Genomic DNA, 23288 nt, shown 5'->3' on the forward strand with positions numbered 1-23288 from the left:
CATCATTGATGAGCTGATCGAGCGTCACGGCGCGGGTCACCCGGCGCCCGCAGCCCGGGCTGGTGGATTTTCTGCAGCGCATTCATGCCGGGCCCGCGCACCAGCGTGCACTGGAGTGCGGCCAGAAGTATGGAATCCCGAAGGAATGCCGGTTATTGAAGGCATGGTTCAAGGCTGCAGCCCGAGCGCAGTGAGCTCCGGTGAGAGTTTGTCCCAGGGTACGTCGAAGCCTGGCTTGCTGCGCCGCGATGGCGGTGCGTGGCTGCGCAAGGCCCAGTGGGCGCCGGCGAGCACGCTGTCGATGAGCGGCACGCTCACGCCGGGCTGCAGGGCCGCTGCCATGCCCGCCAGGCCCGCCCCGCCCAGGATGACGGCCTGTGCGCCCAGCTGGCGCACCGCGTCGCGGCAGGCCTGGGTGAGCAGGGTGCGCGCGGCGGCAGGGTCAGCCGCAAGTTGCGCACCGGTCGGCGCGACGGTGTGGATGCCGGCCAGTGAAGGCGCATGGCCGAGCGCCTGGGCCAGCCGCTGCAGCATCGGGCCCCAGCGCTCGCCCCCGGTGACGATGGCAAAGCGGCCGTGGCGCGCCGCCTCGGTGAACGCCGCCTCGGCCAGGCCGGTGACCGGCACCGGGCTGCTTTCGCGCAGCGCCAGCAGGCCGGGGTCGCCAAAGCAGCCGATCAGCACCGCGTCAGGCGCCTCATCCACTCCGGCCAGGGCGGCGGCCCAGGTGTCCAGCGTGGCATGGGCAGCGACCGCATAACTGGCTTCGTCCGAAATATAGGGTGCGCCGAAACGCGCGGTGACGGTGCGCACCTGCACATGCAGACCGGCGGCCGCCTGCACATGGGTTTGCAGCAAGGCGCTGACCGAGGCCGACGTGTTCGGGTTGATGACCAGCAGTTTTCGCATTGTTAAGAATTCACCCCTGTCCAGGCTCACTGCGTGTAGCCTGTTCTCCCCTCAAGGGGACGGCGCCTGGGGCCGGCGAAGCCGGACCCTCGGCCCCCACTGGTGAAATACCTCCACCGGACGCACCCACAGAATTCTTCATGCAAGCATGAGCCGCGGAACCGGCTTTGCCGGGCCGCAGGCGGGCGGCCCCCTCGGGGGCAGCGTAGTACGCAAAGCGACAAGCGTGGGGGCCATATCAACCAAACAGCGTGGACAGGTCGGGTGCGTCGTCCGCAGGTGGCGTAAATTGCAGCTGGGACTCCAGCCGCGTCAGGTGCTCGCGCATGTGGCGCGCGGCTTCCCGGGCGTCGCGCAGGCGGATGGCGTCAAGCAGCGTGCGGTGTTCGCGGCAGCCGCAGGCGGCGGCTTCATCGCGGCTGCGTTCATGGGCCGTGCTGTAGGTCATCAGAATGAGCGAGGTGCGCGACGTGAGCTCGCGCAGGATGCGGCCCAGCGTCTGGTGGCCGGCGCGCTCGGCGATCTGCAGGTGGAAGTCACCCGACAGCCGGATTGCGCGGTGCATGTCGCCGGCCAGGCGCGCGGCTTCCTCGTCGTCGATGCAGCGCTTGAGCTGCTGCATGTCGGCCTCGCTGGCGTTGGCGATGAACAGCTCCACCAGCGTGGGCTCGATCAGCCGGCGCACTTCGAAGACCTCGCGCGCTTCCTGCTCGGTGGGCTGGGCGACGGTGGCGCCGCGATTGGGTATGAGGGTGACCACCTGCTCATTGGCCAGCCGCACCAGCACCGGGCGGATGCGCGTGCGCGACACGCCGAATGCGCTGGCCAGTTTGTCTTCCACCAGCTTGGTGCCCGGCGGCAGGCGGTGGTCGAGAATGGCCGAGATCACGCGTTCATACATCTCGCTGTCGGTCAATGGCGTTGTGGGCGTTGCCTGGCTCATCGGGTGCCTTTCTTTTGCCGCCGGTCCAGCCACCAGGCCAGGCCCAGGGCCAACGCCATGACGAGCAGCGACACCACGGTGGTGACGGTGCCCAGCGCGTAGATGGACGGCGTGGTGACGGTGGTGGTCAGGCCCTGCAGTTCCAGCGGCAGGGTGTTCACATCACCAATGGCCTGCGAGGTGCGGGCGATTTCATCCCAGCTCAGGGTAAAGCCAAACATGCCTATGCCCACCACCGACGGCGCAATCAGCGGCAGCACCACATGGCGAAAGCCCTGCCACGGCGTGGCGCCCAGGTCGCGCGCGGCTTCTTCATAGGCGGGGTTGAAGCGGTTGAAAACGGCAAACATGATCAGGAGGCCAAAGGGCAGCGTCCAGGTCAGGTGCGCGCCAAGCGCCGACGTGAACAGCCCGAGTGCGGTGCCGTAGCCTTCCAGCGTGCCGGTCATGCCGAAAACTTCAAGCACCTTCTTGATGCCGGTGTCGAGCAGCCGGAACTCCAGGCCAATGCCCAGCGACACAATGATGGACGGCATGATCAGGCTCGCCACCACCACAAAAAACAGCGTGTTGGCGCCCGCGAGCTTCTTGCGGAAAGCCAGGCCGGCCAGCACCGACAGCACGACGGTAAAAGCCATCACCGCCAGGCCCAGGCCCAACGAGCGCCTGAGTGCCGTGCCGATGTCCACCACGCCCAGCCCCTCGGCCAGCTTGTAAAACCAGTGCAGCGACACGCCGCGCAGCGGAAAGGTGAGCCCGCCTTCGGGGCCCTGAAAGCTCAGCACCACGATGACGAACATGGGCCCGTAGAGGAACAGCACGAACAGGGCGAAAAAAGCGGCCAGGAACCAGAAGCCGGCGGTGCGTTTGTCGCTGTTCATTCAGAGTTCCTTGCGGATGTCGACCATGCGGGTCAGTGCCCAGATGATCATGAGCACCAACGCCAGCAGGATGACCGCATTGGCCGCGGCCAGCGGGAACTGCAGGTAGGACGTCTGCACCTGGATGATCTTGCCGATGGAGGCGATCTGCTGGCCGCCCATGACACCGATGGTGACGAAGTCGCCCATCACGATGGTGATGACAAAAATCGAGCCGATGATGATGCCCGTGCGCGACAGCGGCACGATGACGTTCCACAGTGTTTGCCAGGCCGAGGCACCGCTGTCGCTGGCTGCTTCGATCAGGTTGCGGTCTATGCGCATCATCGAATTGAAAATCGGAACGATCATGAACATGGTGTAGAGGTGCACAAACGCCAGCACTACCGAAAAGTCAGAAAACAGCAGCCACTCAATGGGCTGGTTCACCACGCCCAGGCCGGCCAGGCTCTGGTTGACCAGGCCGTTGCGGCCCAGCAGCGGCACCCACGAGATCATGCGGATCACGTTGGAGGTCCAGAAAGGAATGGTGCACAGCACGAACAGCAGCGTCTGCACGCCTTGCGAGCGCACGTGAAAAGCCAGGAAATACGACACGGCAAAGCCGGTCACCAGCGTGATCAGCCAGACCAGAAAGCTGAACTTGAAGGTCGACAGGTAGGTCTTGAAGGTGACGCACAGGTCGGAGGTGTTGCCGCAGCCTTCGAAGATGGAAAAATAATTCTTCAGGGTGAAGCCGGGCAGCAGCTCGTATTCGTTGAAATCCCAGAAGCTGACCATCAGGATCAGCGCCAGCGGAATGAGGAAAAAGAGCACAAAGACCGTCGTCAGCGGCATGGCCTGCCACCAGGCGGCAAGGCTGCGGCCCGGCGCGGGCGCGGGCGCGGGTGAAGGCAAGGAGGCGGTAGGTGTGCTCATGTTTTGGGGTCTTGTTCCCTCTCCCCCAGGGAGAGGGTTAGGGTGAGGGCAAGTGGCGGGCGCTGCCTGCCCTCACCCCCGCCCTCTCCCAGAGGGAGAGGGAGTAAGCGTGAAATGCCGGTCAGGCTGCTACGAATTCATTCCATTTCTGGACCATGTAGTTGTTCTCGTCCATCACGGCGTTCCAGCAGGCGATGCCGCCCATGCGGGTTTCGTAGCTGCCGCCGTCGCGCACCGAACCGGTCTTGGCCAACACGTCGCCATTGGGGCTCTTGATGTCTTGCGAGGCGGGCTTGCCTTCCATCCAGTAGGCCCATTCGTAGGCTTCCATCCTGGCCTTGGCGGTTTCCAGCACGGCGCTGTAGTAGCCCTGGCGGTTCAGGTAGGCGCCGGCCCAGCCGTCGAGGAACCAGTTGATGAACTCATAGGCGCCGTCGAGCTTCTTGCCCGACAACGTGGCGGGCAGGCCGAAGCCGGCGGCCCAGGCGCGATAGCCTTCCTTGAGCGGCTGGAAGTTGCAGGCGATGCCCTTGGTGCGCACGGCCGTGACGGCGGGCGACCACATCGACTGGATCACCACTTCGCCCGAAGCCATCAGGTTGACCGATTCGTTGAAGTCCTTCCACAGCGCGCGGAACTGGCCGGCCTTCTTGGCCTCGATCAAGGTGGCGATCGTCAGGTCGATCTCCTTCCTGGTCATGTTGCCCTTGTCCGGGTATTTGTAGATTCCCTTGGCCTCGACCACCATGGCGGCGTCCATGATGCCGATGGAAGGAATGTTCAGGATGGCCGCCTTGCCCTTGAACTCGGGGTTCAGCAGCTCGGCCCAGGAACTGATGGGGCGCTTGATCAGGTCGGGTCGTATGCCCAGCGTGTCCGCGTTGTAAACCGTGGGAATGAGCGACATGAACTGCGTCGGGCTCTTGGCAAAGACCTTGCTTTTTTCGCCTTCCAGGTAAATCACTTTCTTGGGCGCGGTGCCCTGGTCGCCCACGGCCTTGCCCGCCACGGTGCCGGTGGTGAACAGCGTGGTGATCTTGTCGGCGTTCTTGATGCGCTTGGTGTCTATGCCCTTCAGGTTGCCGGTGGGCACGATCTTCTTGAGCGAGAAGTACTCGGTGTCGATCAGGTCAAAGCTGTTGGGCGCGGTCACGGCGCGCTTGGTCACGTCATCGGTGGTGACGGCCACGTACTGGATGGTGATGCCGGTGTCGGCCTTGAACTTCTCGGCAATGGCCTTGTCCTGGTTGACCGCGGTGCCGAGGTAGCGCAACACGATTTTTTCCTGGGCATGGACGGCAGGGAAGATGCCCGTGGCCAGAATGCCGGCCGTGCCCTTGAGTAGGGAACGGCGCGGCAGGCCGCTGATGGCGGTGTCAGTGGCGGTACCTTTTTGATCAGGAAGAGCGTCGGACATGGTGAAAACTCCTGGTGGCTTGGTGAAATCTTCTTGCGAAGGGACGGTTGAAAACAGGGAACACAAAAACGGAGGTCAGGAAACTCGGGTGCGCCAGGCAGGGCAGCAACTTGAGGGCTAGGCCCAATACGGTTCAGTTAAGGCCTTGCCCCTGGTTTGTCATCCAGGACTTGATCCGGGATCCATGGATTGCGGGTCAGGCCCGCCATGACAAGTCAAGGTTTTGGTCATTCCGATTCAGGGTGAATAACTTAACTGAACAGTAGTGGAGTAGTGGGGCTAGGCATGACCTGCAGCCTGTGGGCCGCCTCGGGCGCCCACGACAGCTGAACGGTGTCGCCCGGCGCATAGGGCCGGGCCGCAAACGCCGCTTCCGGCACCATCACCGACAGCTCGGCCGTGGTGTGGGCGGCGGGTGACACACCCGGGTTTTGCAGGCCCAGCAGCACATAAGGGCCCTGGTATTCGACATCGGTGACCACGGCGCGCCGGTTGTGGGGCGCGTCGGGCGCCGCCTGGCCGGCCGGGGTGACCTGCATGTGGTCGGTGCGCACACCTATCTTGCCGGCCGGCGTGTCGAGCACGTTGTGCCCGCCCATGAAGCGGGCAACGAATTCACTCGCGGGGCGGTTGTAGATTTCGTGGGGCGAACCCACCTGCTCGATCAGCCCGTGGTTCATCACCACCATGGTGTCGGCCAGCGCCATGGCCTCTTCCTGCGAATGGGTGACGTGAATGAAGGTCAGGCCCAGCTCTTTCTGCCAGCGCCGCAGCTCGGCACGCATCTGGATGCGCAAAAAAGGGTCGAGCGCCGACAGCGGCTCGTCGAGCAGCAGCACACGCGGCTGCGTGATCAGCGCGCGCGCCAGCGCCACGCGCTGCTGCTGGCCGCCCGAAAGCTCGGCCGGCTTGCGCTCCGCCAGGTGGCCCATGGCCACCCGGTCCAGCAGGTCTTTGGCCTGCTGGCGGCGCCCGGCCTTGTCCACGCCTTTCATCTTCAGGCTGAAGGCCACGTTGTCGAGCGCAGACAGGTGCGGAAACAGCGCAAAGCTCTGGAACATCATGGCCGTGCCCCGGCTGGCGGCGGGCAGGTCGGTGATATTGCGGTTTTCCAGCAGGATGTCGCCGCTGGTGACGGACTCGTGGCCCGCCATCATGCGCAGCGTGGTGCTTTTGCCGCAGCCCGAAGGCCCCAGCAGGCAGCAGTAGCTGCCACTGGCAACGCGCAGGTTGATGCCGTCAACCGCAGGCTTGTCCTGCGGCGCATACCGTTTGGTCAGCGCGATGACCTCAATGGCGGCGGGCGGGGGGCTGGCAAGGGCGTTCATGCCAGCCCTTGATGCAAGGGTTGTGCCAGTTTTGTATGCGATTTAAGTCGAGATTGTGTACAAAATGCCTGATCTTGGTGCTCAGCCGCCCATGGCGCGTGCTATTCCGGTGCGTTCCTTGCCCGCTAAAGGCCTGAAATTTCCTGAAGTTGCTATCAATTTAATGGCTTCTTGTCCCCGTTTCGTCTGGGCAGGAGCCTTAAAACGCTTAAATCTCGTCGCTACTCAGGCCCGTATGCCATCCCCGTCTTACCCTTCCCGCCTTTGGGGGAAGGAGTAAGAGGGGGCAAGAGGAGCAAGAAGATCAACAAAGAAGATCAAGAAAGAAGAGGAAGGAGGCTCAGGGGGAACGGATCAAGGCAATGGCGCTATGGCCTGAGCAGCCGCTAAATTTCAGCCGCTTCCACCAGAAACCGCACCCGTTTCACACCCTGCCACTCATCGGCATCCAGCCTGAAAGCAAGCTTCACACGTGCGGGCAGCGCCGTGGTGTGGCCAAACCAGATGCCGTCCACCGGCTGGCCCTGGTGTTTCAGTTTCAGGGCCAGGTGTTTTTCACCGACCAGCCGCTGCGACACCACCTCGACTTCCTCGCTGAATGTCGGGGCGGCAAAGCCCTGTCCCCAGACTTCCCTGTGCAGCGTGTCGACCACGTCGGTGCGGCGGTATTCGGCCGGCAGGGGGCCGTCGGTGTCCAGGCGGCGCGTCAGCGTGGCGGCATCCAGCCACTCGTGGGCGACTTGTTGCAGCGCTTGTTCGAACTGCTCAAAGCGCTCTTCGGCAATGGTGCAGCCGGCCGCCATGGCATGGCCACCAAAGCGCAGCAGCACACCCGGGTGGCGCTTGGCCACCAGGTCCAGCGCGTCGCGCAGATGAAAGCCGGCGATCGAGCGGCCCGAGCCCTTGAGTTCGTGTTCCTTGCCCGGCGCCTGGCTGGCGGCAAACACAAAGGTTGGCCGGTGCAGTTTGTCCTTGATGCGCGAGGCCACGATGCCGACCACGCCTTCATGAAACTCGGGGTCAAAAATCGCGATGGCCGGCGGCGGTTCTTCATCTTCATCAATCATCGCGTCGGCCGCCAGCTGGGCCTGCTCGCGCATGCCCGCTTCAATGTCGCGCCGTTCGCGATTGATGCCGTCCAGCATGCGGGCCAGTTCGTCGGCCCGTGCCGCGTCGTCGGTCAGCAGGCATTCAATGCCCAGCGTCATGTCGCTCAAGCGGCCGGCCGCATTGATGCGCGGGCCCAGTGCAAAGCCGAAATCGAAGGTGGTGGCCAGCGCTGCATGGCGGCCGGCTGCGGTGAACAGGCCGGCCAGGCCGGCCGGCAGCGCGCCCGCGCGAATGCGCTTGAGTCCCTGCGCCACCAGGCGGCGGTTGTTGGCGTCCAGCTTCACCACATCGGCCACCGTGCCGAGCGCGACCAGCGGCAGCAGCGTGTCCAGCTTCGGTTGAGGAATAGCCCCCACGCTTGCCACTTCGTGTGCTGTGCTGCCCCCCGAGGGGGCTGTCCCGCCTGGGGGCGGCCCGGCGGCGGGACGGCCGAACACGCCACGCTCGCGCAGCTCGGCGCGCAGCGCCAGCAGCACATAAAACATCACGCCCACGCCGGCCATCGATTTGCTTTCAAAGCTGCAATCGGGATGGTTCGGGTTGACGATCACGTCGGCGGCAGGCAGCACCACCTGGCCGTCCTTCAGCGCCGGCAGGTGGTGGTCCGTCACCAGCACCTGCATGCCCAGGGCCTTGGCGCGTGCCACGCCCTCCAGGCTGGCAATGCCGTTGTCCACGGTGACCAGCACATCCGCGCCGGTGGCCTTCACGCGCTCGGCAATCGGCGGCGTGAGGCCGTAGCCGTCAATCACCCGGTCGGGCACCAGGTAGCCCACGTTCTGTGCGCCCAGCAGGCGCAGGCCGCGCAGGGCCACGGCGCAGGCGGTGGCGCCGTCGCAGTCATAGTCGGCCACCACGCAGATTTTTTGCCCGGCGGCCATGGCATCGGCCAGCAGCCGCGCGGCTTCCCGGGTGCCGCGCAGCGAGGCCGGCGGCAGCAATTTGCCCAGGCCGTCGTCGAGTTCGTCCATCGAGCGGACGCCCCGCGCCGCATAAAGCTGCGCCAACAAGGGGTGAACGCCGCCCTGCTGCAGCGCCCAGACGCTGCGCGGTGGCACATCGCGTACCTGTATTTTCATGGTGTGATTCTGATGGTCATTTTTATAGCTGCTTGAGCACTTCCACCGGTAGGGCGGGGGTGAAAAGGCTTGAGATTCTGGCCAGCAGGCCGGGCCGGCTGCTTTCATAGGTGTGGGCGCTGCGTTCGCCGCACAGGGTCAGGCGCACGGATTCGCCCATGCGCTGGCGCGTCAGCAGGCCGGCGATTTCACCCGCGTCCAGAGCGGCCCAGGCCTGGGCGTAGGCGGCCCAGTCATCATGAAAAGCCGCCTGGGCCAGGCCCCGCGGCACGCTGACCTGATCATTCACCCCGGGCGCCGGCAAGGACGGCAATGCGCCAGTGCCGCTGAGCCAGAAGGAATTGACCGGCAACTGGCGCCGTGCGGCCCTCTCGTCATTCAGGGGGTGCGTGTAAAGCAGCATCTGCATTTCGTTTTGCAAACGCCGCAGGGTTTTGGCCCCCACGCTTTTCACTTCGTGTAATACGCTGCCCCCCGAGGGGGCTAATTTTCCTTGGGGCGGCCCGGCGGAAAATTCCTCGGCCACAACACCCTTTGCACCGGGCAGCCAGGCATCCACATTGCGGCCCAGCACCCGGTCCAGCGAGGCCGTGGGCAGCGTGCGAAACAGCTCGCCCTCCGCCAGCCAGCGCTCGGGCTCCAGGTAATGCAGCGTGATGCCGTCGGTTTCAAAGTAAGGTTGCATGGCCGCCAGCAAGGCGCGCGATTCGTCCTCGCGCAGCGCCAGTGCGGCCGGGTCGGTCAGCGTGGCATGTTCGCGGCCCATGGCCCAGTGGCAGGGCGTGATCCAGGCCCAGGCTTTGTTGCCCAGGTCATGCAGGTGCTCCGCCGCGTCCCTGGCCGCCCAGGCAATCAGGCCGTCCGGCGTGCCGGCGGCAAGCAGGCCCTGCGCCCGGCCGAGCACGCGTTCGTGCGGCGGCGACAGCGAATAGGCCTCGCCCATATCCGCGTGCACCTGTTTCATGCCGCGCAGCAGCTCGCCGAGATGGCGCGTGCTGTCGCGTGGCAGCGCCTGCATGGCGGGCAGCCACGCCTCTGTGCTGCAGGCCGCAAACGGAATCAGCAGGTGAGGGGGTGCGCAAGCTGGCGGGGATGAGGAAGGGGCGGGCATGGGGCTATTGTCCGGGATGCAACAATACCGGTCATGCAAATCCCCTATGAGCTGATTTTGGGCTGGCGCTACACCCGCGCTGGCCGGGCCACACGGCGCAACGGCTTTATCTCCTTTATTTCGGGCGTGTCCATGCTGGGCATTGCGCTGGGCGTGGCCGCGCTGATCATTGTGCTGAGCGTGATGAACGGCTTCCAGAAGGAAGTCCGCGACCGCATGCTGGGCGTGATCTCCCACATCGAGGTGTTCGCGCCCAATGGCGCCGCGCTGCCCGACCCGCAGAAAACCCTGGCCGAGATCAAGGCCAACCCGCAAGTGGTGGGCGCCGCCACCTTCATCGCCGCGCAGGCCCTGCTGGCGCGCGGCGAAGACATGAAGGGCACGCTGGTGCGCGGCATCGATCCGGCGCTGGAAGGGCAGGTCACCGACCTCGCGGTGCAACTGAAAGACACGGCCTTTCCCAAACTGGTGAGCGGCGGCTTTGGCGTGGTGCTGGGCGGCGAACTGGCACGCTCCATGGGTGTGCGTGAGGGCGACACCGTCACGCTGATCGCGCCCAGCGGCCAGGTCACGCCCGCCGGCGTGGTGCCGCGCCTCAAGCAAATGACGGTGGTGGGCACCTTCGACTCCGGCCACTTTGAATACGACTCGGCGCTCGTCATGCTGCACCAGGACGACGCCGCCCGGATTTTCCGGCTGGAGGGCCCGACCGGCATCCGCATCAAGCTGAAAGACCTGCACCAGGCGCGCGAAGTCGCGCTGGAGCTGTCCAGAAGCCTGACCGGCGACCTGCTGATTCGCGACTGGACGCGGCAGAACAAAACCTGGTTTGCGGCGGTGCAGCTTGAAAAACGCATGATGTTCATCATCCTGACGCTGATCGTGGCGGTGGCGGCCTTCAACCTCGTCAGCACGCTGGTGATGACGGTGACCGACAAGCGCGCCGACATCGCCATCCTGCGCACCCTGGGCGCCAGCCCCCAGAGCATCATGAAGATATTCATGGTGCAAGGCGCCCTGGTCGGCGTGATCGGCACCTTCTCGGGCCTGCTGCTCGGCCTGGGCATTGCCTTGAATATTGACGTCATCGTGCCGGCGCTGGAGCGGCTGCTCAATGCGAGCTTCCTGCCCAAAGACATCTACCTGATCAGCCGCATGCCCAGCGAGCCGCAGTACGCCGACATCATGCCGATTGTCGTCATCTCACTGGTACTGGCATTTCTGGCCACCATCTACCCCAGCTGGCGCGCCAGCCAGGTGAACCCGGCCGAGGCCCTGCGTTATGAATAAAGACAACATGGATTCACTCCGCGAGGCCTCGCTCCCCAAGGCTTCACCCCCCGGCGCTTCACTTCCCGGGGCTTCACTCCCTCTCCCCCTGGGAGAGGGCAGGGGTGAGGGCTCCCCGCTCCAAAACAAAGTGGTGCTCAAGGCCAGCGGCCTCACCAAACGCTTCCACGAAGGCCCCATCGACCTGACCGTGCTGCACGGCGTAGACCTGCAGGTGCACGCCGGCGAAACGCTGGCCATCGTCGGCGCATCCGGTTCGGGCAAAAGCACCCTGCTGCATTTGATGGGCGGGCTCGATGCGCCCACCAGCGGGCAGGTCGAGCTGATGGGCCAAACCCTGTCGGCGCTGTCAGCAGCCGAACAGGGCAACTTGCGCAACCTGCACCTGGGCTTTGTCTACCAGTTCCACCACCTGCTGCCCGAGTTCAGCGCCCTTGACAACGTCGCCATGCCCTTATGGATCAGGCGTCAAACCCCCGCGCAATCTGCGCAAACAGCTACCAACATGCTGGCAATCGTGGGCCTGAAAGACCGCATCCATCACCGCCCGTCCGAACTCTCAGGCGGCGAGCGCCAGCGCGTGGCCATTGCACGCGCACTGGTCACGCAGCCCGCCTGCGTCCTGGCAGACGAGCCGACCGGCAACCTCGACAGGTCTACGGCCGACGGTGTGTTTGAACTGATGCTGCAACTGGCGCGCGATTTCGGCACCGCGTTTGTGCTGGTCACGCATGATGAAACGCTGGCAACGCGGTGCGGGCGGCGCTTTGGGCTGGTGTCGGGGCGGTTGTCGGAGTGGGGTTGATGAGTCTTACTGAACCAGTAGATAGTCGCGCCTGAGAAACTCGATTTTCAAATGGCCCGAAGTATCCTGCGGCCGTCCCAGGAGATTGCGTTGTTCAAGAGCTGCTGCAGCATGATGCCCAATTGAGCGCAAAGAGGCCGCAGCTTCTTGAGGATCTTGCGCATGTTGTGCCCGGCACCGCACAGCAGCGCATTCATCGCGTCGCCTTCGATGGGGTTGGCTGCGATTGCAGCCTGCCAGTGCCTTGAGCCAGTGGTTCAACCGACGCTTTGCGGCAGGGGGGAAACGCATGCGCCGTGTAGGCATCGTGGCGCTGGCGCGGCGTCTGTCCATCGCCCTTTGGCGCTACCTTGAGCACGGCGAGATTCCGAACGGGGCGGTGCTCAAGCCAACCACAGCTTGAGGCCAATCAGCCTGAACCTAAACAAACGGCTTGACATGGGACGCATCATGATCAAAGGGCGACGCGCCCGCGATAAACGCGGGTCACAGAACCGTGACCGTCGCAACAGATGGGGCGCGCCGATAACTGGGGTTTGCCAGCGCGCTTTGTGTGCATGCTGCATTGAGTGCTGGGTAAATACACCCTGCACGGATAGAAGTTCGTCCGAGCACTGGCTTGAACGCTCATCACACCCCGACCTTAGATCAGAATGCATCGGCCACTTCGAGCCACGCAAAAACGGTCATCAAGCACGTCCGCCAATGGGTTCCATGGTCAGGGGACCATGAACTTCAACTGATGGATGCTGTCATCAAAAACGGCTTGACAAAAGAGTCCCCATAGAACATGCGTTTATCTGCAGTGTGTGGAGATGCTTGCACGACGCGATGGACTCATAAACGTCAGATACGCGCTACTCGTTGAGCTGAATTCAAGGGAGCAAGCCGCGAAGAAGCCTCCTACAAATAGACTAGCCAACTCCTTTCGGTTTCTGTATGAGACCGATGTATGTCGCGCTATGACAACGCACCTGTTAGTCCTGACAGGGGTGCTGCAGAGAGGAATGCGTTGACGGTGGCATGATTTAACAAACAGCAGACTCGTCAGGTCGGGTTCAACGCTAACGAAGAACGAAAAATAAAAGTAGGGAGTGGGATGGGGAAGAGCTATAAAAATAGTGGCATCGGGAAGCCACGGTGTCTGCCGCCAGTTTTGGCGAGCCGTGATTGGAATACCGGTCACTTCACGCCGTCATCCGTCATGTCATTGAGGTGCTGGCAATGTGGCATGCCGAAAGTAGGCCGCCGAGAACGGCTTACCCCCAACCCGATACCAGGATCGTCCGGTAAGCACGCGGCGAACGCAAGTAAGGTGTGTTTGCTTGCATCATCAGAAGTGCCGATGCGACGAAGCCACTCGTTGGGGCGACGAAATCAATGGTTATCAAGATCGCCCATTGGTGCGATGCGCCGGACTGAGAGGCGCGAGGCATGAAGTATTTATTGCGAAAGCGCGCTGTTGCGATTGCACGTGTCCTCATTGCCGCTGCGCTCGGCCTATATACAACTACAACTACAACTGCTTATGCGCAAGAGCGCAGTGCTGCGGCCGGCAGCCAAAGTGCAGTTTCTGGTCAAATTGTCTTGCCCTCAATGCCAGACGGCTTGTACATGACGACTTATCCAGGCGGGGCGATGCCCTTTCTGCTTGTAGATAAGGGCCAATGGGTCGACCCCTATATGTGGGTGCAGCGCAACGGTATCGAAGCGCTGAACATGCAGTTTGTACAGGGCCGAAAATTTGAAGTATTCCACATGCACACATGGCGAGCCAGCATTGACGGCGTGGTGCTTCACAGTATGGGTCCGCAGCAATTGCTGGCGCACGACCAATTGAAGAACTATGCGAAGTTCGATATCAAATCCCTGCCGCCAGCCATCAGCGATCAGCGATGTAACTTTGGGGGGGATGGGGCAGATAGGTGGCGATGCGAATCGACCACGATCTCAACCAAGTTTGGACCTCCTATGCAGTCGTGCAGTACAAGTTCCACTTCAATGGGGTGCGGTACCGGAGTGTCCGCTCCTGCAGCGGCGTATCAGGAATTGGCGAAAAAAAGGCTTGCCCTGGGCTTTTTGAAAGTGGACGGCGATGCGATCAACAGGCAAATTGATGCGGAATTCAAGAGGGTTGCACCGTCCTTCACGGCACGAAACCGAATCAGGGCGGACCTGTACCCAATGGACGTTTTCTACGGCCCTTCAAAGCAACGCCTAATCGCCGGATTTATAGAGCTTAGATTTAGGACCAACGCCAAATGGAAACCACGTTTTAGCGGAGAGCCAGAACCCGCAAGCAAAATCGAACTCGGGTTTATCTGGGACATTGACCGCGCCCGTTTTCTTTACTTGCAGGACAAGCCGAAAGTGCTGAATGCCAGTCTCATGCGCGCCTGCGAGCGCCCCAATCTTGATGCCTGCCCCCGTGCAAGGCCGTTGGGCATGTGGGCCATCGGAGACAAGCTCTATGTCGTGTGGCAGTACTCCCAAATCATTGGCATGCGTGCATACAAGAACCCGCCATCAGCTGGTGCCTACGAGTATGAACCCAAGGATGAGTTGGCTTTCCCAGAAGTCAAGCAGCTTGCAGTGATGGAGATCCAGTTGACTGACCGTGGGAGCAAGGAGCTGTTTGCTACCACGCCGTTCCTGTCGTTTTCTCCCTATTGAGGAATCCAGATGGCTAACCCATCCAGTTTTCAGCAACTGCTGAACAACATGCTGCCACCCAAAATAGTGAACGGCATCACGTATGTTCCCCGACTGACCACAACCGGCGGTGAAGCGGGAACGCAAGTTTTCGGGGCCGCCCGTGACGGCCGGTTCCACGGCGGTATCGATGTCATCTACGGTGAGCTGCAACCGAACAAAACGGCTACAAACAGCAGCGTTCCAACCGTCAGGGATGTCACCACCCGGCATGCGGTCAATCAAAACGTCCTCATTGGCGCTCCGGTCGACGGCACGCTGAGAATAGTGACCGAAAATCCAAAATTGCCGGCCAATAAAATCGCAGTTATTAAGGGCACGGATGGCGTGGAATACGTCATCAGGCACATGAGTAACCTGCCTATTGGCTTGGATGGCCTGACCCTTAAGGCCGGCACGGTCATCGGCACCATGAGCAACGTTGGTACGGGGCCGGTACACGACCACATGTCTGCGTACACCTACACCGAGATCGACGGCAAGAGGCAGCGCGTAGCCGTTGATCCGTACACCTTGTACAAAAATAACTTCGACTATTCGAAGACCGACATGATCCTGCTCGTGGATCAAAAGGGTGTGGGCTACAGCACCGTTGGAAGTTATCGCCCAAGCGAATTGGTAAGCGAATTTCAACGAAACCCTGTTCCGGGCAACACCTACAAATACGAAGGCGCCTCCCTCACCCCTGTCCGGATCGGCGGCATCAATGCATTGCGTGAATATCTCGTAGGCTTGGAAGGCGGTGGGGATTATCGTGCGGTCAACAGTGCCGGCGCCTTGGGTGCATATCAGATGCTGCCCGATGCGCTGCAGCAGACGAAATATCAGGATAAAAATGGCAATTGGACCGGTAAAGATGGGGTTTGGAGTAAAGATGATTTTCTGACCAACAAAATTGCTCAGGACAACGCTTTCGCGTTGAATGTTGAAGCTGTTAAAGGTCAGTTAAAGAGCAATGGGGCATGGGCTCATTTGGGGGGAACTCTTTCCGATGGCACCGTGTTAACCGAAGGTAGCTTGATTGGAGCGGGCTGGCTTGGTGCGGGTAATGTCGGTAAATACCTGAATCCGGCGGACGGATTCAATCGAACAGATGGAAATGGAACAAGCGTGGGCTATCGCCTGCGTTCATTTTCTCGATTTGACCCGTCGTTACCAGAAGACGATCGCTCAGTGTCTGCGCAGGTCACCCCCACCGGTGGCCACTGGGAAGATCGCACAGCCTACGACCTGATGACCGGTCTGCCTGTTGGTCCGGAAAACAAAGTCTGGATCGGTGATCCAACCAGCGCTTCAACCGCCCCTGCATCGGCCACCCCGGTATTTTCGTCAACTGCTGCCAGTACACCATCTCCAGCAGCCACGAACCGTGATATCACACACCACGGGGATGACTCAACCACCATTAGCTTCATCGCGAAGGCGGATAGCACCAACGGAAGTATCAAGAAAGGCGACACCGTTACGCAGGTCTTCGATCCTGAAGACAAGCTCAGTTACTACAGCGTGACCCACACTGAGCGAGGGGAGACCACGGTAATGGAGAGCATCCCCAACCCCATCGAGGGCGAAGCCGCTACCACGTTCAGTCAATGGGTCGGCAACACCTTGCAATTTCAGGGACAGTGGGATCTTGCCGGAAATCGCGTGGGGGATCGCTACACGGTGGGAGGGGTGACATACACCCGCAGCGGTGGTTCGGATGGGCAAACTCAGTGGCTCGATCCGAATGGCCTGAATACTGGTGAGCGGATTCAGCAAAGTTTTGATCAAGAAACACAGCGTCTAATCAATTTGCACCCAGCTGCCGATGGCGAGGAAATCACCAGCTTTCGCACTTTGAGCCCTGATGAGCTCAGAGCCCTGGAAACCGGTCTCAATCAGGCCATCACGAGTGGGCCCGGCACTGTGTACGCTGACGCCGGTACCTACACCGGCAACGCTGTAGTTACCGATGGTGGCTCTGGCGCGGACGAGCCTCTGAACGTCGCCGATATTCCGGCCCGCGATTTGGCGAGTCATTTCACTGGCAACCACAACGCAGGCACCTATGGTGCGGGCCAACTCGCCGGCTTTGACGTCTTGCCCTTCAATGGCACCAGCAGCTTTTTGGTGAACGCCGATGGCGACATTGCCGGTGAGATCAACCAGCTGGCCAATGGCTACCACCAGATCAAGGACTTGGGCGGCAGCAGCGTGTATGTCAGCGCCACGAGCCAAGTCCTCACATCCGACAGCTACGAGCAAGTCCAATTGGAAGCCCAAGCCGGCCAGGCCGCCAGCGCCGTCGGTCTGATGAACAGCATCATCGGCCTGCAGCACTGGGACGACATGAGCGACCTGCAGCGCACTGCTGCCGTGGCCAGCATCTACAACGCTGTAGAGAAGATCGCAGGCAATGCTCTGCCTGGCGACCTGGGAACGGCGGCCTCGGTGCTGGGCCTGCTCAACGCTTTAGATCAGGGCAACGCAGGTGGCGCCTTGTACAGCGGCCTAAGCTTGGTAGAAAACCTGACCTACGACGCTGCCACCAAGATGGGCCTGGTCAGTGACACCTTCGGTGGCAACTTCTTGCCCGGCTTGGGCTTGGTGCTTGCCCTGGACTCGGGCGACCCCGTTGCCGTCCTGGCAGCCGCCGCCAACTTCATTCCCGTTTACGGCCAGATCATCTCGGTGGCCATCACCATCTGCGGCAGCCTGTTCGGCGACGAGCCCGACATCCCCATGCGCGAAGGCTTGGCTCATGCCGAATGGGATGGCGCGGGCAACACAGTTGTCATCACCGACCAGGATGCGGAAGGCGGTGGCGCTACCGCCACTGGCTGGATGCAAAACCTGGTCGATGGTCTGCAAGCCCAGCTCGCAGGCGTGAGGGACGAAGCCGGTAACAGCTACGCCCTGATCCCCAACCTGCTGCCTGCCATAGGCTACCAGTACGATCCTGACGGTTTTAATTTGGCCAACGGTGCCAAGGGATTTGTGTATCTGAAGTGGCTGGATGAGAGCGGTCAAGCCCAGATCCGTTACTACGACGGCGCCGGTAGCCGGGGTGACGGCACCGGTGAAACCCTGGCTGGCGACTTCATGCGGCATGCCCAAGGCGCGATTGCCCCGGCATGGCAAGTACAAACCGTGCTGGCGCATTGGCAACAAGGCCAGGGCATTCAACAGCCGGGCGCACAAGCAGGTCTGCCGCAGGAGTTGGCTGACGGCATGCACCAAACAATGCAAGCCCTCACGCTTGCATTGCCGGTGGAGCCTGCCCTTCAAAACGCCCTCATAGACATTGACGGTGACGGCTACCTGGAGCGCAGCCAGTGGTTGGCCGCCAATCAGAGCGCATTGGCTATTGATGCCAATGGCGATGGAATCATAGGCACAGGCGAATTGCTGAACCTGGGCAGCAGCACGGCCTTGAACAGTCTGAACTGGCTTGATGCAAATAACGACAAGCTGCTTGATGCACGCGACCCTGCATTCGCAGCCCTGCGTTTGTGGATGGACCTTAATGCCGATGCGAGCAGCAGCAACGGTAGTGGCAACAACGCCGCGGAAGTTCGTACCCTGGCCCAGGCAGGCATTACTGCCATCGACTTCGGCAGCAACCCGCCCGCCATCGTCAAGGCCGACGGAAGCCGCACGCCACTGACGGCCCAAACCTTGACCGGTGACATTCTGGGTGTGGCGTACAAAGCCGTCGCGGGCGGCGTGCTCCAGTGGGATGAGCAAACCCATGCACCAGCCATCGCCACGTTGCATGCGGTCAATACCCGACAGTTTGACGGGCAGGCGGCGCATATCAGTGGCGGAGGGGTGACAACTGCGGCAACAGGCGCAGCAGCATCTGCAGTGGATGCCGGCGATAGCCGTCTCACCACCACGAGCGCACGCACCATCGCCACACAAAGCACTCAAACCAGCACTGCGATTGGTGCGGGTGATGCAAGGATGCATGGCGGTACAGCAGGGCGGGCTATTAACGGCCAACTTGCCGGGCAAACACAAGGCGCAGCGCAAGTGCGCAGTAACGCAGCAGTCGACGGCCTGGCATTCATACCCCTGGGCGCAGCCAGCCTGGGCGGTGAGATCAGGCAGGCAACGGAGGCGATGGTACGCAGCGCCAATATAGGCTTGCTCGACACAGCGTCCGTCGCAATGCCCCTGACTGCGGTAGCCCTGGGCGCCGTCGCAGCGCAGTGGCCTACACTCGCAAATACCTCTGCGAGCTCTATCACCGCGACCGTGCAGCCTGAGCCTGCCGTCGCAGGCGACATCAACTGGAAAACCTGGGATGGAACGCGATTCAGCGTTGCCGCGTCAGAGCTGTTTGCGCCTTATTCCACTGGTTTCACGCCTGCTCTTTCCGTCGCAACAAGCGCTGCCGTGCCAGCTGCAGATGATTCAGATGCCACTGATCCAGCTGTCGGTAATTTTGATGCGTCAAATCAGTCGCTAGCCCAGGAGGAACAGCCGCAAACAGCTATCAATTCGGTAGTGATAGAAACGCCTTCTTCAGCTCTGCCTTATGACTACGCCCCTCAGGGTATTTTAGCGACTGACATGCTGAGTACAGACTCCGCCGCCCTCGTGGACTTTCCACGCGTGCAGGGCGAGCAGGGTTCCAGTAGCGAAGATACCGGCCTGCGCTTTCCGGAGTCTCTGCTGCTGGCCAACGACAGCACCCTCAACGCGCCAGCCCGGCCGGGCGAACCCAACCTGCGCATCACCTCGGTGTTTGCGCCCGTGCATGGCAGCGTGTCGCTGCAGGCCAATGCACAGGGCGCGCTGGAAGTCGTGTTTTTGCCAGAGGCCAACTACCACGGCCCGGCCAGCTTCAGTTACACCGTGACTGATCAATACGGCCTGTCAGGCAGCGCCAGTGTCAGTTTGCAGTTGGCTGCCGTCAACGATGCTCCCGTTACACAAGGCGAGACCGCCAGCGGCGATGAAGACCACACTCTGCTGTTCACCGCTGCCAGCCTTCTGGCCAATGACAGTGATCTCGATACCGCGGTAGATGGCGATGTGCTGCGCATAACCCGCGTTGGTCTGGCGGAACATGGCCAGGTCTTTTTGCAGCCGGACGGTACGGTGCGCTTTGTACCGGATGTCAATTACAACGGCCCGGCCCAGTTCAGCTACTGGGTGGGCGACAGAAGCCCCGCCAGCATGGCTGCGGGCGAAGGTGGTGAAACCCAGGCCACCGTGCGCTTGACGGTCTTGCCCGTCAATGACCTGCCCGTGGTCACTGGTGAGGTCCTGGCCAGTGATGAAGACATCATCCTCAATATCAACCCCGCACTGCTGCTGGCCAACGATACCGATGTGGACACGGCCACTACCAATGCAGAGCCTGCACAGGTGCTGGCGATTACCGCCGTAGGCAATGCCCAGCACGGCAGCATCGTGCTATTGCCAGACGGCACCTTGCGCTTTACGCCGGAGCGCGACTACTTCGGCGCGGCAGGTTTCAGCTACACGGTAGATGACGGCCGTGGTGGGCAGGTAGCGGGCCAGGTGGTGGTCAACCTGGCGCCGGTGAACGATGCCCCGGAGGTGCTTGGCGAGACGGTCGGCTTCAACGAAGACGAGGTGCAGACCTTGAGCCAGGCATCGCTGCTGGCCAATGACAGCGATGTCGACAACCCCTCTACGGATCTGCGCATCGTCGCCGTCGACAACGCCACGCACGGTGCGGTCTCGCTCAATCCTGATGGCTCCATCCGATTTGTCCCCGATGCAGACTACTTCGGCCCCGCGCAGTTCACCTATACCGTGAGTGACGGCGTTGGCGGCTTCACGGTGGGCCTGGCCAGCCTGGCCATTGCCCCGGTCAATGATGCACCGCGCTTGCTGGGTGAGGCCGTCGCGTTGGATGAAGACATCCAGGCCCGCTTCATCGCCAGTGCGTTGCTGGCCAACGACGCCGATGTGGACAACCCTCACGGCGATCTCACCATCAGCGAAGCGGGCAATGCCAGCCACGGCAACGTGCAGGTGGTAGCTGGCGAAATCGTCTTCACGCCTGATCTCAACTTCAACGGCTCGGCGAGCTTTACGTATACCGTGAGCGACGGCGTGGGGGGCGAAAGCCAGGCTACCGTCAACCTGAACTTCAACCCGGTCAATGACGCACCGGTGGCCAACAGTGAGCTAGTCTTGGGAAAACGCGATGTGAGCTACACCCTCACGCAAGCTGCCTTGCTGGCGAACGACACCGACGTCGAGTCGCCCCAAGCGCTGCATATCAGCGCCATCAGCAACGTGCAGCACGGCGTTGCCACCCTGGATGGCGACGGCAACGTGCGCTTTACACCCGCTGCGGGCTATGCAGGAAGAGGGAGTTTTGACTATGTGGTGCAGGATCCGCAAGGCGCCGCAAGTACCGCCACGGCGCAGATCGATTTTTCGCACGTCAACATCAACCCGACCGCCACTGATGACGGCTTCATTGGCTATGAGGATATCGCCTTCAGCATTGCCCAGGACCAGTTGCTTGTCAACGACTCGGACGCCGACAACCCGGCGGCTGATTTGCGCGTCACCGCCGTGGCCGGGGCCCAGCATGGCACCGTCAGCCTGCAGGCGGATGGGGCGGTGCGTTTTGTGCCGGATGCCGATTTTTACGGGACCGCGAGTTTTACCTACCAGGTCAGCGATGGCGATGGTGGCCAGACCTGGGCCATGGCCCAGCTGAACGTGCAGTCGGTCAATGATGCCCCCATCATCGAAGACATCTGGTATGACAGGCCGTTGTACGGCTACCAGCAAATCTTTTATCCCGGTAGCGGCCTGGACGGTGACCTGGGCTCCACCGTAGATGTGGCCATTCATGAGGAGGCGCAGGCACGGGTTCTGGCCGCCACGGGCGGGTTATACGACCGGACCTTGAGAATGGCCAATTTTGACCAGGAGGGTTATGTGGCCTATGTCTACGACTATGCCGTCGTGACACCCACCTACTACCGCAATGGCGCGATGCGGCCGCTGAGTACGGATCCCCTGGATGCAACTTTCTATTCCCCAAACAATCCCTTCAAGCTGCAAGACCCCGGGGACACCACAATCTGGCCGGTGGACGACCCATACCGGCAGGCGGGTGGTGTCGTGGCTTACGACCCAGATGGTGATTCTTCCGGGATCACGTTCAGCATGGCGGTCGGCCCGCAGCATGGGCATGCCTGGGCGAACCAGTACACCGACCTTTCCGCGCCCCGCGAAATTGACCATACCCAGGCACCCGCCTATGCCGTGGTGCAAACCGGCGCCTGGCAGTATTACAGCCAGCGCGGCGACATCTACGGCGGGGCCGACCCCTTCAGCATCACCGTGACCGACAGCGGTGGTGCCAGTGCCAACGTCGCCATCAATACCGTGCATGTGGGCTCCAGCGCAAGCAGCAGCGGGGGCGGCAAGCCGGTGACGCTGGACCTGACCGGCAATGGCTTGCACTATGTAGGCCTGGACGACTCCAAAGCCTACTTCGACGTCAACCACGATGGCTGGCGTGAGCACCTGGCTTGGGTATCGGCGGACGACGCACTGCTGGCGCGCGACATAGGCGGAGACCGGGTGATAAACCGTTTTGATGAAATATCGTTTGTGAGCTACCTTGCCGGCGCCCGCACCGATCTGGAGGGACTGGCGGCCTTTGACAGCAACGGCAACGGCCTGCTTGACCGGCTGGATGCGCGCTGGCAGGAGTTCGGTGCCTGGGAGGACGCCAACGGCGATGGTGTAAGCGCACCGGGCGAATTCCATACCTTGGATGAAATCGGTATCACTCAGATTGGCCTTGCCAGTGACCACCAGGTCCGGCAGGTGGACGGGGTCACCGAACTGGGGCAGTCACGCTTTACCTGGGCCGATGGCCGCACGGGTGCTGTGGGTGATGTGGCTTTTCCGATAGACGAAACCGCACGCTTGCCGAGTGCCTCTGCCGTTGTCGCTGCCGAGGCCCCGATGGCCACCAACTACGTCGGGGCGTTAAATGGCGATGCCGTGCCGGCAGAAATGCTGGCAGCACAAGCCAGCGCTTTGCCTGCCGCCGAGCCCGTCACTGCGTCCGCAGCCGTGCCGCTTACCCCCGAGCACATGGCCTTGTTGATGGTGCAGATGATCAACACCATCACCGCCACCTATGACCCCGCCCCGCTGGCCAGCATCGACATACAGGACGGGCAGGACCCGGACCAGACCCTCGCGGCCATGCAAGCCCAATGGACGCAGGCTGCCCAGTCGCAGGCCGTGCAGCTGAACGGGGCGTCTGCTTGAAAGTCGCACCGCCTGTTGTGGCTGACCTCACGGCTTTGGTGAAACTGGGTCAGCTGTGCCACCTGGAGAGCCGCTTCGCGCGTTTGCCCTACGACGGTGAGCGCGTCGCCCAGCGATTTGCCCGCATGATCGAACAGCCGCTGTCCACCACCTTCTTTGTGGCTGCACGGCAGACCTCGGGTGAGTTGCACGGTCTGATGATAGGCACCATCGACGAGTATTTCTTTTCCCGTGAACGCATCGCCTCTTCGATTTTCTTGCTGGTGCATCCCGAGCATCGCGGAGGACTGGCCGCCATCAAGATGGTGATGGCCTTTCGGGCCTGGGCCCACGCCCGTGCCGCCGCCGAGGTGTACATCGGCGTGGCCAGTGGCGTGTCCATTCACCGCACCGGGCGCTTTCTGTCCAAGTTGGGCTTGACGCTCACTGGCGGTAATTACTCGGCCTGGCTGCCCGTTCCACCGTGCGATGCGGACTCTGCCGCCATTTGCTAGATTTTTTACTTGTTTGA

14 protein-coding genes and 1 pseudogene are annotated in these 23288 nt (G+C 61.9%); 6 read left to right on the plus strand and 9 right to left on the minus strand.

Features of this window, described 5'->3' with window-relative positions:
* Positions 1-168: 168 nt before the first annotated feature.
* The 8 genes from BPRO_RS04970 to BPRO_RS05005 all read right to left on the minus strand — a co-directional run bounded on the left by BPRO_RS04970 (position 169) and on the right by BPRO_RS05005 (position 9696).
* The gene (locus BPRO_RS04970) at positions 169-909 is read right to left on the minus strand and encodes an aspartate/glutamate racemase family protein (RefSeq protein WP_011481962.1); all 741 of its coding nucleotides are present in this window, start codon (positions 907-909) and stop codon (positions 169-171) included.
* A 238-nt stretch (positions 910-1147) separates the two neighbouring features.
* Complete coding sequence (locus tag BPRO_RS04975) at positions 1148-1852, minus strand: GntR family transcriptional regulator (protein ID WP_011481963.1); 705 nt, start codon at positions 1850-1852, stop codon at positions 1148-1150.
* Positions 1849-2733, minus strand: a complete 885-nt coding sequence (locus BPRO_RS04980; RefSeq protein WP_011481964.1) for an ABC transporter permease — start codon at positions 2731-2733, stop codon at positions 1849-1851. The genes BPRO_RS04975 and BPRO_RS04980 overlap by 4 nt, the downstream gene beginning before the upstream one ends.
* Positions 2734-3651, minus strand: a complete 918-nt coding sequence (locus BPRO_RS04985; protein WP_041388384.1) for an ABC transporter permease — start codon at positions 3649-3651, stop codon at positions 2734-2736.
* 121 nt (positions 3652-3772) lie between these two features.
* Positions 3773-5068, minus strand: a complete 1296-nt coding sequence (locus tag BPRO_RS04990) for an ABC transporter substrate-binding protein (protein WP_011481966.1) — start codon at positions 5066-5068, stop codon at positions 3773-3775.
* 251 nt (positions 5069-5319) lie between these two features.
* Positions 5320-6396, minus strand: a complete 1077-nt coding sequence (locus tag BPRO_RS04995; RefSeq protein ID WP_011481967.1) for an ABC transporter ATP-binding protein — start codon at positions 6394-6396, stop codon at positions 5320-5322.
* Between the two features lie 386 nt (positions 6397-6782).
* The gene (gene recJ, locus BPRO_RS05000; protein WP_011481968.1) at positions 6783-8585 is read right to left on the minus strand and encodes a single-stranded-DNA-specific exonuclease RecJ; all 1803 of its coding nucleotides are present in this window, start codon (positions 8583-8585) and stop codon (positions 6783-6785) included.
* 22 nt (positions 8586-8607) lie between these two features.
* A complete protein-coding gene (locus BPRO_RS05005) occupies positions 8608-9696 on the minus strand; it encodes a hypothetical protein (protein WP_011481969.1) in 1089 nt (362 codons plus the stop codon).
* 33 nt (positions 9697-9729) lie between these two features.
* Here BPRO_RS05005 and BPRO_RS05010 point away from each other — a divergent pair, with 33 nt between their 5' ends.
* Positions 9730-10986: a lipoprotein-releasing ABC transporter permease subunit gene (locus tag BPRO_RS05010; protein WP_011481970.1), complete on the plus strand. Its 1257-nt coding sequence runs from the start codon at positions 9730-9732 to the stop codon at positions 10984-10986.
* Between the two features lie 130 nt (positions 10987-11116).
* The gene (gene lolD / locus BPRO_RS05015) at positions 11117-11791 is read left to right on the plus strand and encodes a lipoprotein-releasing ABC transporter ATP-binding protein LolD (RefSeq protein ID WP_011481971.1); all 675 of its coding nucleotides are present in this window, start codon (positions 11117-11119) and stop codon (positions 11789-11791) included.
* Positions 11792-11838: 47 nt separating this feature from the next.
* Here the strand turns inward: lolD and BPRO_RS29440 are convergent, their stop codons facing one another.
* The gene (locus BPRO_RS29440; protein WP_157045732.1) at positions 11839-11988 is read right to left on the minus strand and encodes a hypothetical protein; all 150 of its coding nucleotides are present in this window, start codon (positions 11986-11988) and stop codon (positions 11839-11841) included.
* An 8-nt stretch (positions 11989-11996) separates the two neighbouring features.
* Between BPRO_RS29440 and BPRO_RS30855 the strand changes: the two are divergent.
* The 4 genes and pseudogenes from BPRO_RS30855 to BPRO_RS05035 all read left to right on the plus strand — a co-directional run.
* Positions 11997-12194, plus strand: a pseudogene (locus BPRO_RS30855) (IS110 family transposase); the annotation flags it as partial.
* Between the two features lie 1031 nt (positions 12195-13225).
* Positions 13226-14464, plus strand: coding sequence for a hypothetical protein (locus tag BPRO_RS05025; protein WP_157045733.1), 1239 nt, complete (start codon positions 13226-13228; stop codon positions 14462-14464).
* 9 nt (positions 14465-14473) lie between these two features.
* The gene (locus BPRO_RS05030; protein WP_011481973.1) at positions 14474-22777 is read left to right on the plus strand and encodes a tandem-95 repeat protein; all 8304 of its coding nucleotides are present in this window, start codon (positions 14474-14476) and stop codon (positions 22775-22777) included.
* Entirely contained in the window at positions 22774-23271 is a 498-nt protein-coding gene (locus BPRO_RS05035; protein WP_011481974.1) for a hypothetical protein, read from the plus strand. The genes BPRO_RS05030 and BPRO_RS05035 overlap by 4 nt, the downstream gene beginning before the upstream one ends.
* Positions 23272-23288: the final 17 nt, after the last annotated feature.

This window comes from Polaromonas sp. JS666 (assembly GCF_000013865.1).
GTDB lineage: Bacteria > Pseudomonadota > Gammaproteobacteria > Burkholderiales > Burkholderiaceae_C > Polaromonas.

What these genes read in the sequence shown, in the direction of transcription:
- BPRO_RS04970 (WP_011481962.1), bottom strand. Translation starts at nt 909, where the DNA reads ATGCGAAAACTGCTGGTCATCAACCCGAACACGTCGGCCTCGGTCAGC.
- BPRO_RS04975 (WP_011481963.1), bottom strand. Translation starts at nt 1,852, where the DNA reads ATGAGCCAGGCAACGCCCACAACGCCATTGACCGACAGCGAGATGTAT.
- BPRO_RS04980 (WP_011481964.1), bottom strand. Translation starts at nt 2,733, where the DNA reads ATGAACAGCGACAAACGCACCGCCGGCTTCTGGTTCCTGGCCGCTTTT.
- BPRO_RS04985 (WP_041388384.1), bottom strand. Translation starts at nt 3,651, where the DNA reads ATGAGCACACCTACCGCCTCCTTGCCTTCACCCGCGCCCGCGCCCGCG.
- BPRO_RS04990 (WP_011481966.1), bottom strand. Translation starts at nt 5,068, where the DNA reads ATGTCCGACGCTCTTCCTGATCAAAAAGGTACCGCCACTGACACCGCC.
- BPRO_RS04995 (WP_011481967.1), bottom strand. Translation starts at nt 6,396, where the DNA reads ATGAACGCCCTTGCCAGCCCCCCGCCCGCCGCCATTGAGGTCATCGCG.
- recJ (WP_011481968.1), bottom strand. Translation starts at nt 8,585, where the DNA reads ATGAAAATACAGGTACGCGATGTGCCACCGCGCAGCGTCTGGGCGCTG.
- BPRO_RS05005 (WP_011481969.1), bottom strand. Translation starts at nt 9,696, where the DNA reads ATGCCCGCCCCTTCCTCATCCCCGCCAGCTTGCGCACCCCCTCACCTG.
- BPRO_RS05010 (WP_011481970.1), top strand. Translation starts at nt 9,730, where the DNA reads ATGCAAATCCCCTATGAGCTGATTTTGGGCTGGCGCTACACCCGCGCT.
- BPRO_RS29440 (WP_157045732.1), bottom strand. Translation starts at nt 11,988, where the DNA reads ATGAATGCGCTGCTGTGCGGTGCCGGGCACAACATGCGCAAGATCCTC.
- BPRO_RS05025 (WP_157045733.1), top strand. Translation starts at nt 13,226, where the DNA reads ATGAAGTATTTATTGCGAAAGCGCGCTGTTGCGATTGCACGTGTCCTC.
- BPRO_RS05030 (WP_011481973.1), top strand. Translation starts at nt 14,474, where the DNA reads ATGGCTAACCCATCCAGTTTTCAGCAACTGCTGAACAACATGCTGCCA.